The sequence below is a fragment of the Pseudoalteromonas sp. P1-11 genome (assembly GCF_001399995.1).
Lineage (GTDB): Bacteria > Pseudomonadota > Gammaproteobacteria > Enterobacterales > Alteromonadaceae > Pseudoalteromonas > Pseudoalteromonas atlantica.
Genome location: NZ_LJSP01000004.1, coordinates 1 through 14,303, shown reverse-complemented (window position 1 = coordinate 14,303; position 14,303 = coordinate 1). Strand labels below are relative to the sequence as shown.

At 42.0% G+C, this 14,303-nt stretch carries 11 protein-coding genes; 6 read left to right on the top strand and 5 right to left on the bottom strand.

Going from position 1 to position 14,303, the window contains the following annotated elements:
* Positions 1 to 161 precede the first annotated feature (161 nt).
* The 4 genes from AN390_RS08235 (at position 162) to AN390_RS08220 (ending at position 4,873) form a co-directional block, all read left to right on the top strand.
* The gene (locus AN390_RS08235; protein WP_055254382.1) at positions 162 to 1,178 is read left to right on the top strand and encodes an AraC family transcriptional regulator; all 1,017 of its coding nucleotides are present in this window, start codon (positions 162 to 164) and stop codon (positions 1,176 to 1,178) included.
* 354 nt (positions 1,179 to 1,532) lie between these two features.
* Entirely contained in the window at positions 1,533 to 2,534 is a 1,002-nt protein-coding gene (locus tag AN390_RS08230; RefSeq protein WP_055253839.1) for a Gfo/Idh/MocA family protein, read from the top strand.
* A 512-nt stretch (positions 2,535 to 3,046) separates the two neighbouring features.
* On the top strand, positions 3,047 to 3,796 hold the full coding sequence (locus AN390_RS08225) for a FadR/GntR family transcriptional regulator (protein WP_004587131.1): 750 nt from the start codon (positions 3,047 to 3,049) through the stop codon (positions 3,794 to 3,796).
* Positions 3,797 to 4,015: 219 nt separating this feature from the next.
* Positions 4,016 to 4,873: a DMT family transporter gene (locus tag AN390_RS08220; RefSeq protein WP_055253837.1), complete on the top strand. Its 858-nt coding sequence runs from the start codon at positions 4,016 to 4,018 to the stop codon at positions 4,871 to 4,873.
* 75 nt (positions 4,874 to 4,948) lie between these two features.
* Here the strand turns inward: AN390_RS08220 and AN390_RS08215 are convergent, their stop codons facing one another.
* Both AN390_RS08215 and AN390_RS08210 read right to left on the bottom strand, forming a co-directional pair.
* Positions 4,949 to 6,127 carry an MFS transporter gene (locus AN390_RS08215; RefSeq protein ID WP_055254380.1) on the bottom strand — a complete coding sequence of 393 codons (1,179 nt, stop codon included), beginning with the start codon at positions 6,125 to 6,127 and terminating at the stop codon, positions 4,949 to 4,951.
* A 79-nt stretch (positions 6,128 to 6,206) separates the two neighbouring features.
* Positions 6,207 to 7,301 (bottom strand): NADH:flavin oxidoreductase/NADH oxidase, encoded by a 1,095-nt coding sequence (locus AN390_RS08210; protein ID WP_055253835.1) that lies wholly within the window; start codon positions 7,299 to 7,301, stop codon positions 6,207 to 6,209.
* A 415-nt stretch (positions 7,302 to 7,716) separates the two neighbouring features.
* Here AN390_RS08210 and AN390_RS08205 point away from each other — a divergent pair, with 415 nt between their 5' ends.
* A complete protein-coding gene (locus AN390_RS08205) occupies positions 7,717 to 10,134 on the top strand; it encodes a TonB-dependent receptor (RefSeq protein WP_055253833.1) in 2,418 nt (805 codons plus the stop codon).
* Between the two features lie 92 nt (positions 10,135 to 10,226).
* Positions 10,227 to 11,810: a sulfotransferase gene (locus AN390_RS08200; protein WP_055253831.1), complete on the top strand. Its 1,584-nt coding sequence runs from the start codon at positions 10,227 to 10,229 to the stop codon at positions 11,808 to 11,810.
* A 167-nt stretch (positions 11,811 to 11,977) separates the two neighbouring features.
* Here AN390_RS08200 and AN390_RS08195 read toward each other — a convergent pair whose 3' ends face one another.
* From AN390_RS08195 to AN390_RS08185, 3 genes are all read right to left on the bottom strand, one after another.
* The gene (locus AN390_RS08195; RefSeq protein WP_055253829.1) at positions 11,978 to 12,415 is read right to left on the bottom strand and encodes a hypothetical protein; all 438 of its coding nucleotides are present in this window, start codon (positions 12,413 to 12,415) and stop codon (positions 11,978 to 11,980) included.
* 87 nt (positions 12,416 to 12,502) lie between these two features.
* On the bottom strand, positions 12,503 to 12,922 hold the full coding sequence (locus tag AN390_RS08190; RefSeq protein ID WP_055253827.1) for a hypothetical protein: 420 nt from the start codon (positions 12,920 to 12,922) through the stop codon (positions 12,503 to 12,505).
* A 119-nt stretch (positions 12,923 to 13,041) separates the two neighbouring features.
* On the bottom strand, positions 13,042 to 13,764 hold the full coding sequence (locus AN390_RS08185; RefSeq protein ID WP_055253825.1) for an endonuclease NucS domain-containing protein: 723 nt from the start codon (positions 13,762 to 13,764) through the stop codon (positions 13,042 to 13,044).
* Positions 13,765 to 14,303 lie beyond the last annotated feature (539 nt).

Genomic DNA, 14,303 nt, shown 5'->3' with positions numbered 1-14,303 from the left:
ATCACTATTTAGTTCTTATTGGTAGCTGCTTCTGCTTTGTGCATCCATGCAGTTGTAAATAAGCAGTTTTATTGCAGCAAGCTATTCGCTCTATAGTGCATAGATTAAATCCTAAAAACTTGATATTTTTAGACACCTTCTTTAATTTACAGCGCCAGTGTATGAGCAGCCCAATACGTGCCACCTCTTTATATTCAATAGACTCGTTAATTAAAGAACTTGGCGCAGACCCAGCAAGCGTAATGAAAACCTGTAAGGTCACTGTCGACTTTAATAACCTTGAAAACCAATATTTACCCTATTTGAGCTATGCAAATTTATTAGAGTACTGCAGCCACACGCTTAACTGCCCAAGCTTTGGGCTTAAATTAGCAAATAAACAAAACTTTGATATTTTAGGCCACATAGCCATAGCCGCTAAAAGTGGGACTAATTTAGAAGAAGCGCTTAGCTGGGTGGTTAAATATTTACATTTACACAGCCCCGCATTGTGCTTAACAACGCACTCATTAGATAATGACGAGAGCTTATTTTTATCGTTTGAATTTAACCTAAAGCCCCTACCACAAATAAACCAAGCCATAGAGCTCACGCTTGGCTTAACCATGAGCATAATAAAAAAATTAAGTAATAATCAGTGCAAGCCTCGCACTGTGTTTTTACCGCAAAAGCTGGCAACTAATACACTCGCATACAAAACCTATTTTGGCTGTAAAGTAATAGAGCACCGCAACAGTGCGGGCATTGTAATAAACAAAGCCGACTTATCGATAAAGCTTAACCACAATAACCTTAATAAAACCGACGCGGCCTTTAATTTTTTAGCTAAACGCAACGAACACAGTCAGTCATTACCTGCCCAAGTAAGCGCACTAATAAGGCCAATGCTGCCCATATATCAATGTTCAAACCAAACTATTGCCGAGGCACTTAATATGCACCCGCGTACCTTGCACCGTGAATTGGCTAAACATAACACCAGCTTTGTAAAACTTAAAGACACCACACGCCAGGCGCTGGCAGCGCATTACTTGCTTCAAAAACAATACTCTATCAGTACTATTTCAATGCTTTTAGGCTATCACGAACAAGCAACCTTATGCGCAAGTGTTAAACGCTGGTTTGGGTATTCTCCTAGGGCGTGTCGAACTTTGTGGATTGAAATTTATTCAATCTAGGGGCGATTTAATCGCGGCGCGAGGTTTGTAACCTAGTGGGCTNAGACTGAAAAAACTTCAATCTAGGGGCGATTTAATCGCGGCGCGAGGTTTGTAACCTAGTGGGCTAAGTAAAAATCGAGCAACAAAGAGTCAATCGTCCCTAGAAAGAACCCATAGGGCAGCGCATGTTTGGTCTTTATGCTGCGTTATCGCCTATTTATGGGGAATAACCACACTACATAGGCTCTGCCTTGCCTAAAAACCAAACATACTGCTGTAAATTCAACCACCAAAGGTCAACACGCCCTAAAGCATACAGGGCAAAAAAAATGTTAAAGTAACGGCTCTTATTATTTAAGCTAAGGAGCAGGCATGAACTTTGTCATTGTCGGTACAAATTTTATTAGTGATACCCTATTAAGCGCAGCAAATACATTACCTGCATTTAATTTATACGGTGTGTGCTCACGCAAGCAATCAAGCGGCGAAGCCTTTTTATCTAATCACCCCAATACCGATGTAAAAATTTTCACCTCAATTGAGCAGGTATGCCAAGACCCCAATGTTGATGCAGTGTATATTGCAGCGCCAAATAGCCTACACAAGCAATATGCAGTAATGTGCCTTGAAGCAGGCAAACATGTACTAGGCGAAAAACCTTCAGCCGCTAATAGCCAAGAGCTAAATGCTATTTTAACTGCAGCTAACGCCAACAAACGCCTTTACATGGAAGCAATGATGACCACGCATTTGCCAAACTTTGCGCGACTTAAAAATGCGCTGAGTAAAATTGGTAAACCCCGTAAGTTTATTGGCCAATACAGTCAGTACTCATCACGCTACGATAAATACAAAAACGGCGAACGCCCAAATACCTTTTTACCCGAATTTGCCAATGGCGCTTTGCTCGATTTAGGTGTGTATCCGCTTTACCTACTTATAGCACTTTGGGGCGCTCCACAGCGCGTGAGTGCCAGTGGGGTACTATTAGATACAGGCGTAGATGGCGCAGGCGACGTATTATTAAATTACGATGATAAACAAGCCGTTATTAGCTACTCTAAAATTTCTCAAGGCGATAACATCACAGAAATACAAGGTGAGCGCGGACGCTTACGAATACACGCCGTGTCGCAGTTAAAACACATAGAGTTTGTTGCCAATAACGGGGAGGTTGAGGTTATTTCAGATAAATTTGATGAGCACTTTATGAAATACGAAGTTGCGCACTTTATGCAAACCATAAACGCGCAAAAGCGAGAGTCAGATGTTAATACACATCAGCTTGCCCGCGACGTAATGAACGTACTTGATACCGCAAGAAAACAGCTTGGGGTAGTTTACCCTAATGATAAAAACGCAGCAGCGGACTAAAGTTGACCCCCATCCGTGGGCAATCAAGGCAAGAGCCTGGTTGTAATTATGTGCTTACTTATTTTTTATTAGGTACAGCTAAATTACACAGGCTCTTTATTTAAGCGTGTAGATTTTTAATGGTTTAATTTGCATAAATCTATTCACCATTCAACCAAGGCAGCGCCAGTTATTAGGCGAACTAGGTTACTCACCTCGCACCACCATTAACCCGCGCCTAGATTGCACACATTTCAATCCATTAAAGTTAGCTTGCTCTAAGCACGCTTATATAAATGAGCAAAGTTAACTTAGCACACAAAAACATGACCAATCAAGCTAGCCAATTATTAAAATTTATACTAAATTGGTAACATAAATAGGTTAACACTCATTTATAATATTATATGACCGTTACATCACTTTAGAATTTTGACATAATAGTGAATTTTGGGGTAACCTCTGCTAATAACAGTAGGTTTAGGCTATTTGAGCCTATTAGCCGCTATTCCTTAAGGTAATAAAGGTAGAATATGGGAAACCGTCGCTTATTTTGGCGCATTGTTGATAAAGTTGAAGCTTTGATAAACCAAGGAGAGTTTTCTGCTGGGAGTCGTTTACCACCAGAGCGAGAACTTGCCGACATGTTTGACGTAAGCCGCCCAACAATTCGTGAAGCTATTATTGCATTAGAAGTACGAGGCCGCGTAGAGGTCAAAACCGGCTCAGGCGTTTATGTAATAGAACAACAAGAAACATCTGTAAAAACTAAAGAGATCAGCGCTTTTGAGCTAACACAAGCTCGCGCACTCATTGAAGGTGAAATAGCCGCACTTGCCGCTCAGTCAATCACCGATGAAGAACTAGCTCAATTAAAGCAAACGCTAATAGCCATGGAAAAAGGCTTATATGTAGAACAAGCAGACCGCGAGTTTCACGAAATTATAGCGCGTGCTACACGTAACAAAGCCCTTGAGTATGCGGTGGCAAATTTATGGGATTTACGTTTAAACAATTCACAAATTGTGGCTGATTACGGCAGTGTGTGTAAAAACAATAACGATTGCGTAATGGATGAGCACACCGCTATTTATAATGCGCTGCAAACACACGACGCAAGCGCCGCACGTACCGCAATGCATAAACACTTTAACCGTTTAATTAATGCATTATTTGACGCGGTAGAAGCGCGTGCGCTTGAAGAAATCAAACGTAAAAATGATGAAAAACGTGGCCTTTATTCTTTAGATGGCCTAGTTAAAAGTGCTAGCAAAACACACTAAAACGACCTAAACGTTTATAAGCCAGCGATCTATTCGCTGGCTTTTTTATTTTAAGGCACTCAGCGTTTGCCTTTAGTTATGCATAATCAGCTACGCTAATTCATCGCACATATTAGTCACTCCCTCCCAAATTTAATTTGTATGCACTACAAGCTATTACTTAGCCAATAAAAAACAGATACACTGCGCAAAACTAGACGATTGTTACCAAGGAAAACAATGCAATCATCCACTAAAGACTTTTTGCTCGCGCTTGTGTGCGTTATTTTAGCAATGATCACAATTCAATCTGGCGCCTCATTTGCTAAGCAGTTATTTCCTGTTGTTGGCCCCGAAGGCACTACTGCACTTAGGCTTGGCTTTTCTGCACTTATTTTGTGTTTAATATTTAAACCGTGGAAACACCTACCAGCTAAAGGTAATCGGTTATCAATTGTGGTATACGGTTTAAGCCTAGGCGGAATGAACATTTTATTTTATTACGCCATTGAACGTATCCCTTTAGGGATTGGTGTGGCGCTTGAATTTACCGGCCCATTAGCGGTGGCGTTATTTAGCTCACGTGCTAAGCGCGACTTATTTTGGGTGGCGTGTGCAATTGCGGGTATTTTACTGTTACTGCCCGATATGAGCAGCCAAGAAAGCCTAGACCCAATTGGCGTAATACTCGCGCTAGGTGCCGGTGCTTGCTGGGCAGCCTATATTTTATTTGGCAAAAAAACCGGCACACAAAGCTCAGGCGGCGCAACGGTCGCACTGGGTATGACCGTAGCAGCCATTGTACTTGTACCTTATGGCGGCATATTACAAAGCAATGCGTTTACATGGAGTGTTATACCGCTGGGCATAGGCATTGCTATTTTATCAAGCGCACTGCCCTATACATTAGAAATGGTTGCACTGCGTAATATGCCCGCTCAAGGGTTTAGTATTATGCTAAGTTTAGAGCCTGCATTTGCCGCCCTTGCTGGGTTTATTATACTTGGCGAGTTATTAACCTTGTGGCAATGGTTGGCTATTTTATTAGTGATTATAGCCTCGGTGGGTAGCTCATTTTCGAGTGTTAAAAAACAATAATAGCCTCTATAAAAAGGCCAGCACATAACTGCGCTGGCCTTTTAAATAACAAAATATTATATAACTTGTATCGCGCTACTTTTTACTTGTCATTAAATAGCCAACTAGTGATATAACTGGCATACCCGCTGCCACTAACGCCACGCTTTCCCAGCCACCAGCCTCGTATAGAGGGCTTGCCATTAACGAGCCAAGCGCTCCGCCTACAAAAATACTGGTCATGTATATGGCGTTTAAGCGAGCTCGGCTTTGCGGCTCTAATGAATATACCACCCGCTGACCCAGCACCATATTTGCCTGCACAGCAAAATCAATAAACATGCCCGTAAGCGCTAAAATAATAATACCGTGCGGAAGCTCAAATATACTGGGTAAAAAGCACGCAGCAGCAATCACTTTTGCAAGTAACGATAACTGATGCGTGTAACCTTTGTCGGCTAAACGCCCAACAATAGGGGCAGCAATAGCACCAGCTGCGCCTACTAAAGCAAATAAGGCAATTTGCGATTGCGATAAGCCATATTCTCTGGCTAATACAACCGGTACGCTGGTCCAAAATAAGCTAAAAGAGGCAAACATAAGCGCCTGATACAATGCCCGCTGACGCAGCACTGGCTGCTGTATTATTAGCTGCTTAAGCGATTTTAATAACTTAAAGTACGTTGTATTGTGTGCCGGTTGCCTGCTCGGTATAGCAAAATATATAACACTGGCTATAAATGCCATACAGCCTGCGGCAAAGTAAAATACGGCTCGCCAACCAAAGTGATCGGCTATTAAGCTTGAAACTGGCCTGGCTAATAAAATACCCAGTAACAACCCCGCCATTATATTGCCCAGTACTTGCCCACGTTTTTCATCTGAGGATAAATGCGCAGCAAGCGGTATTAATACTTGCACCGATACAGAGCTCGCCCCCACCAATAAGCATAATAGCAACATTACACTTGGGCTTTGCGCTAAGCCTGCGCCTATTAAACTTAAAAATGTTATGGCTAAGGTAATGAGCATTAAGCGTTTGTTTTCGACTAAATCAGCCAATGGCACTAAAAAAAACAGTCCCATTGCATAGCCAATTTGTGTAAGCGACACAATAAAACTGGCGCTGTGCGCACTTAAACCCACATCGGGCGCTAATAACTCAATAATAGGCTGGGCATAATAAATATTTGCCACAATAAGGCCACAGCACAGAGCAATAATGCTCACTAAGGTATTACTTATTTGCACTGGCTGTGCACGTGATTGTTTCATAAATAACTCTAATTTATAAATAATAAAACCCACTGCATATAAATGCAGTGGGTAGCCATGGTAAATGTAAAAATGTGGGTTACTTAATAGGTGAAGGCTGCCCATGTGGGCTAGATCGCAAGTACTGCTTAGGCGCATTAACGGTTGCGCCAAGTTGCGCTGCAGCATGCCAAGGCCAATGCGGGTTATACAAAATACCTCGCGCTAGTGCTACGCCATCGGCTTGCTGCTCGCTAATAATATCTTCGGCTTGTTGTGGCTCAGTGATTAAACCTACGGCTATTACCGGCATATTCACAGCCTCTTTAATAGCTGTTGCAAATGGTACCTGAAAGTTAGGTTTAACAGGTATTTGTTGATCAGGGCTTAAACCCGCTGTACTTACGTGAATAAAATCGCAGCCAAGCTTGTCTAATTCTTTAGCAAGCTCAATAGATTGTGCTAAATCCCAGCCACCTTCTACCCAATCAGTCGCAGAGATTCGAATGCCTACCGGTTTATGGCTTGCAAATTCAGCTCTTAGTGCTTTAAAAACCTCAAGCACAAGGCGCATACGGTTTTGCAAACTGCCCCCGTATTCATCATCACGCTTGTTTGAAAGAGGTGATAAAAACTGGTGTAACAAATAACCATGCGCACCATGTAGCTCAATTAAATCAAGCCCTAGCTCATCAGCGCGTTTTGCTGCACTTACAAAATCGTTTATTAGCTGGGTTATATCCGATTTTGTCATAGCCTTTGGCTGGTAGGCGTTGTCATCGTAGGCAATGGCTGAAGGCGCTAGTGTTTGCCAGCCGTTGTCTTCGCTAGGTGTAATTGCACCACCGCCATCCCATGGTTTTTCAGTAGATGCTTTTCGCCCTGCATGCGCAAGCTGAACGCCAATAGGCATAGGACTGTATTGCCTAAGCGCTTTTAAGCTTTTGCCCAGTGCTTGCTGGGTTTCGTTATTCCAAAGCCCTAAATCGGCGTAACTAATGCGCCCCTCTGGGCTTACCGCGGTGGCCTCTAAAATTAATAGCCCTGCACCACTTAAGCTCAATTGCCCTAAATGAATAGTGTGCCAATCACTGGCAGACCCCTGATTTGCTGAGTACTGGCACATAGGCGCAATAATAATGCGGTTGTCTAAAGTGAGTTCACCGAGCTTTAAAGGTGAGAATAATTGGCTCATAAATATTCCTTAAATACGCGTACTTTAGTACGAAATGCTATAGCTTACGGTATGAAGGGTTAATGGGGATCAAACTTCACTTTTATAGTGTCAAAACGAGAATAAATACCGTTGAGCAAAATATTCAACAGGGTCTTATAGGTTTTTTAACCGTATTAATACATTCAGGTAATTAACCAATATGAATGGCTATTTACATTTGCTCAACGAGTAAAATATGCTTCCTTGTACCTTAATTAGCCAATTACTTGGATGTTATACATATTTATATAATTTTTTGTGGTGCAACTAGCTATATTTATTCCAAAAAAGTGAATTAAAATTCAATTTTAATATTCCCACCACTTTAACTCCCTGATAAACTGGTTAACTTATATTAACTGGTGTTAAATTTTGAATCTGGGGATCACTTTTTATGTTTAAACCAAGCTTGCTAACCTTGGCTATGTCGAGCGCTGTATCTGGCGCATTTTTATTTTCTAACTCAGCGGTGGCACAACAAGAAACCACCGCTAAGAACAAATCACTCGAAGTAATCGAAGTTACAGCAACAAGACGCAGCGGATCTGTACAAAATGCACCGCTAAACATTACCGCACTTGATGCCGATGTAATGAAAGATCAAAACATTGGCGAACTAGCCGATGTAGCGCGTTGGGTACCTGGTTTAACAATTACCGATCAAGGTGGTCGCTCAGGCTCACCAATTATAGTACGTGGTTTAAACACTAACTCCTCGGGTCCATCATCAGATGGCGGCACCGTAGCCACATACGTTAACGAGATTCCAGTGTCAGTTGATATGCGTTTAGTCGACATAGAGCGCGTAGAAGTACTTATTGGGCCACAAGGCACATTATATGGTGCTGGTACTTTAGGCGGCGCAATTCGTTACATGCTTAAAGAGCCAGAGCTTGACTTTACAACGGTAGAAATATTTGGCGATATGTTTCAAACTCAAGAAAGTGACTCGTTAGGCGGCGAAGGCGGCTTTATAGTAAACTTGCCACTTATTGAAGATGAACTGGCAGTACGTGCAAGCTTAAACGTATACGAAGACCCAGGCTTTATTGATTATGCTTACACAGTGCGTGAGCCAGGTGTATCGCTACCGGACCCTGATTGGAGCAGCGCCGACGAAGTAAACAACAATATTAAAAATGTTGAAGATGCTAACGGCGAAACAACTACCACAGGCCGTATTTCTGTACGTTGGAAACCAAGCGAAACATTTGAAGGGACACTTAATTACTTCTACCAAAACCAAGACAGCGAAGGCCGTTCAATTGTTCATTACAACAGCCTAAACGATGATAACGGTTTAAGCGATATTGTAAGTAAATACGAGTCGGCTTATCGTTATGAAGAGCCGCGCGAAAAAGAAGATCAACTACTAAGCCTTGAGCTAAAAGCCGACCTAGGTTTTGCAGAGCTTGTATCGGCAACCGGTATTTCAAGCTTTGATGCCGACGGCCAACGTGACCAAACCGATTTACTTATCCGCCTAGATTACGGTTATGAAGAGTTCCCTGCGTTTTCATCATACACACGTGAAATTGACGAAGAAGATACCTTCACTCAAGAAATTCGCTTAGTGTCTCAAAGCGACAGCGACTTTAACTGGATTGTGGGTGGCTTTTACAACAAAACAGAAACCGAAGCATCAAGTAGAGAGTTTACGCCTGGGTTTGACCAATTCGCTATCGATAACTTTGGTGGCGCTCAGCTAAGACCTGACTCATTAGAATACTTAGAGCTTACAAAAAGTAAGGTCACTGAGTCTGCGCTATTCGGCGAAGTTGGCTACCAAGTTACCGAAAAATTAGATATTACCATTGGCGCACGTTTTTACGAATACGATGTAGAGGCGCAAGCAGCATTTGACTTCCCGCTTGCAAATACACTTTATGGCGATGCAGACCCTGATGCAATCACCGTTGCTTACGAAAAAGACGAAGCAGGCGATAACGGTAACTTATTCAAATTTAATGCTAAATACCAGTTTACTAATTCAGTAATGGGTTATGTAACAGTAAGTGAAGGCTTTAGAATTGGCGGTTCCAACCTTCTAGCTGTTTGCCCTGATCCTATCCCTGAAAACCAGCAAACAGGGTGTGGTAACGCTGACGAAAGGCTTTTTGATGCAGATACCACAACAAACTACGAGCTAGGCCTTAAAAGCACCTGGTTTAGAAGCCAATTACACTTTAACGCCGCTTTATTTAATGTAGATTGGGAAGATGCGCAAATTGCAGGCGCAACAGATGTAGGCCAATTACCGTACTTATCTAACGCAGGCTCTGCCAACGCAAAAGGTATTGAGCTATCTACCCGTGCTATTTTATCTGACTCGTTTACCGTGTACGCAACATACGCATACACTAAAGCAGAGCTAACCTCAGACGCCCCATTTTTATTTAATGCTGATGGCACCGATGGCGCAGAAGACGGCGACCGCTTACCGGGCTCGCCAGAGCATCAGTTCTCAATGGGTGTAAACTACCAAACAGATGTATTTAGCGATAAAACCCTTGATATTAACTACGGTTTAACCGCACAAAGTGATGTAATTTCAAAAGTAGGTTTGCATGACAACGGTGAAACCCTGCCAGGTTACAGCTTAAGTAATATTTCTGCTAAGTTAACAGCCGATGAGTGGTCAACAACTCTTTATGTTGATAACCTATTCAACAAATATGCATTTACATCAGTACGTCGTTCAGATGCAGACATAACATCAGCAAATGGCGCCGACATACAACGTAACTACGGCCACTATATTAATCGCCCGCTTACGGTAGGCGTTAAATTTAACTACAAATTTGAAATATAATTTATAGTCACTTTTAAACAATGCTATAAGGCTCAAATTTATTTGAGCCTTTTTTCTTTATAAACGCGTAACTAAATAATAAAAATTAAACAATGCAGCCAAATTTAAAACATCTTCATCAAAGTGCTATTAAACATTTAAACCAAGGCAATATTGAGCTTGCTCATAAAGCGTTAGTTGAATTAGTAACGCAAAAAAATGACTTTGCTGATGGCTACTTTTTACTGGCCATGGTTAATTTACGCGTAGGGCAAATTCACAAAGCCATAAAGCTAATAGAAAAAGCCCTTAGCCTTGGCAAAAGCATTGAATACACCGCGCAGCTTGCAAAGTGTTACGCATTAACCGGTGAGCTTACCAAAGCCAAAAACACCGCTTTAGCGATACCCGTTGAGCAAATAAAAAAGAGTCTTGATGCCGACACTCTAGGTGTTGCACTTACACAAGCAGGCCTGCACAAAGAGGCACTAAACTATTTTAACTGCGCTATTGAGCTGGCTAACCATGCAAATAAACCGCAACCACAGTTTTATTATAATTTAGGGGTAAGCGCTAAATTTTTAGGCCTATTTGAACAAGCCAAAAATGCCTTTGAAAGCGCCATTGCGCTAAATTCACTGCACCACGCAAGCCATTTCGCATTAAGCGATTTAACCAAAGCGACGCTGCAAACTAACCATATTGAACGCTTAAAAAACGTCTTTGAGCAAGTAACACACCCCGATGCAAAATTACACATTGGCCACGCACTTGCAAAAGAGTACCAAGACATAGGCAAGTTTGATGATGCGTTTAACAGCCTAGAGCAAGGAAAAGCCACTAAACGCGCTATGCAGCCTTTTGATCATAAAAGCTCAGCCGCATTATTTGCACACATTAAAAATTTAAGTGAGCAGCATAAACACGCGCTAACACACGGCAGCCCAACGCAAGAGCCTATTTTTGTATTAGGTATGCCCCGCTCTGGCACCACATTGGTTGAGCGTATTTTATCGAGCCACAGCGACGTACAATCAGCCGGTGAATTACAAGACTTTGGCCTAAGCGTTAAAAAATTAAGCCAAACTCAAACACCGCATGTACTCGATACTCAAACACTCACTAAAGCTTACGAGCTTGATTTTAATCATCTTGGGACAACGTATTTAAACGCCACTCGCGTAACCACCGGTAGCCATAAGCACTTTATAGATAAACTCCCGTTTAACTTTTTTTATATCGACTTAATAACCAAAGCCCTACCAAACGCTAAAATTATTTGTATGCTACGCGACCCAATGGACACCTGCATTGGTAACTACCGCCAGCTATTTACTATAAATAACCCCTACTACGCGTACTCGCTCGATTTACTCGACACTGCCAAGTTTTACAGCCGCTTTTATAACCTCATGCAGCACTTTAGCGCCCTGCACAGCAATATAAAATTAGTAAAATACGAAGAACTAGTCGCCCAGCCCGAGCAGCAAATTAAAGAGCTAGTTAGCTTTTGTAATTTAGAGTGGCAAGGACAGTGTATAGACTTTCACTTAAACACCGCTCCGGTGTCTACAGCCAGTAAAGTACAGGTACGCCAACCACTTAACAACAAAGCAATTGGGCGTTGGAAGGCATTTAAGCCCCATACTAATGCAGCAGTGGAGTACCTTTTAAGCCAAGGTATTAGTGTTGAATGAGCGTTTTATTTTGGGTAGTAGGTGAATCCAAATAAGCGACTTGTGTAAGTGTAGGTCGGATAAGAGAAGCGCCATCCGTCACAGTAAAATACCTTGCTAATTATTATCACATTTTATGTTGTCGAGTGGCTGAAGAGTGCCAACAGCAGACAGTGGTTAAGCATTTGTTAGTTGTCGTAGGCGCCAAACTGCTCAAAATAGTCTGATATTTTCGGCAATACATCAACACGTTTTACAATGTTGTCTTTCAAGAAGAATAGTAACTCTATGGAGTTATCAACATAGTCAGCAAATCGACCGCCTTTAACTTCTAATTCTAAACTTGGATAATGGTTTAACAGTTCTTGTTCGGTTAATCCGATTGGGAAAAAGCCATTTAGGCTTATATCCGCTGAATAGACGAAAACTCTTTCCAATATGAAATTAAAATCAGGATCAAAGTCTAACCTTATACCTATTTCTTTATATTCCCAGATTTCAGCTCTAATTCCATCTTTACCACCTTCGTTTTCTATAACATCAGGCTCGCCGAATAAATTGAGTGCGTCTTCTTTCGACGACCCAAATTTTAATATATCTAATCCTTGGAGAGGCTCAATTTTCATAAGACAACTAACTCCCCATTCAGGGGCTGATAATAGCTTGCTAAATTGTGTAGCGAAGCGAAACTGAGCAAGCTGTTGGCAGTCCCGTTACTGTAATGGCTTGTTATGTATTTCCTGAATATTTTTATAGATTAACATAGCCCCGATAAACAACATTGATAACTCAGCGAGATAATGAATACTACTTAACAACGTATAAGTAACATCATCTTCAGGGAAAAATCCATAAATAGAAACACATACGTAGACTAATCCCAATAACTCGCAAAGTCTCTTTTTAACTGTGCTTTCGCTAACACGGGAAATCAAATAAAAAGAATAAGCAAAAACAACTGAAACCAACGCTAAATATGGTCGAGATATTTCAAGTAAAATAAGTCCAGTTTCCCCTGTTGTATCACCTAAAACAAATACACTCCAAAGTGGAGAAATGAAACCAATAACCTCGGCTAAAATTGGCCAAGCTAAAAGACCTATCAAAAAATATTTAAGGGACTGCTTAATCATCGGATTTCTCATATATACATAACGTCGCAAACAGCGGCGCGAACGAAGTGAGTGTCCGGCGACGCAAGGCGCGAATTGATTTGCTTTGTTAGCTTCCGCCCACACCAAGCTGACACCCATTATTCTGGAATAAATTGAAAAGAGAACTGATAGCGCATCAACGTCAAATTCGGAACTACTTTTGCGGCTGCACGAGCCTTTCGATCAAACTCCGACGCAATCAAGATGCCGCGAACCTGATCGTTTCCTTCCTCTTCCATCACACTCCCAATGTAGCTCAGTATTTGAGCTACAGCCCGCTGCCCAGCGACCCCTGTCTTTAACTCTATAACTACAGGGACCGAATTTGAATCTTCAGCGGTAATGTCGATGAACCCAGTTTCAACGGAACGTTCCCGACCATTGTCGGTTACGCGGAGCCCCGTTTCAATCTGGCCTATGTTCTGACGGATAGCGGCCTGCATGTCCTTTTCTAGACCGATAGTTTGGGACTGAACATACGGTTCGGGCATTTCTATCACCGGCACATCTTCGGGCTCGATGCGCTCTATATCATCTTCCAGGAAACGGCGATAACGCCGGATGGCATCTCGGTAGGATGCTAAATTGTTATAGGCATTTCCTTCAAAAGGAATTTTCGATTCATTGGGTCTATTATTTCGTCGGTCTTGGGTGGTATAGGTCAGTTCTTGGATTAACGATTCCAATCGATCCTCAGCATAAAGCGCATCAAGATCGCCATAGTAATCCTCGACCCTGCCAGCTCTATGCATCTGGGCTGTGATGGTTCCGCCCTGATAATTCTGGGTTGCCAGCCAATTCCTATAGTTTTCAGTCTGCATAATTCCTCACAAGGCAGCTAACTTTTCAATAACGGGCGCAGACATGTGGGGCATAATGGCGAAGCCGCCCCGCGTGTATGCGTCCCAGTNTAATTCCTCACAACGCAGCTAACTTTTCAATAACGGGCGCAGACATGTGGGGCATAATGGCGAAGCCGCCCCGCGTGTATGCGTCCCAGCGAACGCAGTGAGCGTGTTGATTGGGTTGTTATGCGTAAAAACACCAAACCACCTTTTAGTTAAATGGTCCAGCCACTAAATTTATTACGTTTTTGAGTAACCATTACATTTTTCCCAAAGAGCTATCAGTAATCCAATGCAAACTGAAAACAAAACTAATAATAGCGATGCATTGAGAATAGTTGATGGTGTTACTAATTCCCAACTCCCCCCGAATGTGACCTTTATTACCACTAATAGAACTAGTGTAAACAGGATAAAAACTGAATTTCTCCAAAAACGGTCAAAAAATTGAGATTTGAAAAATGAGCTGATTTCTTATTCTCCGATACGCATAACATTTTAGTCTCCGACATTTG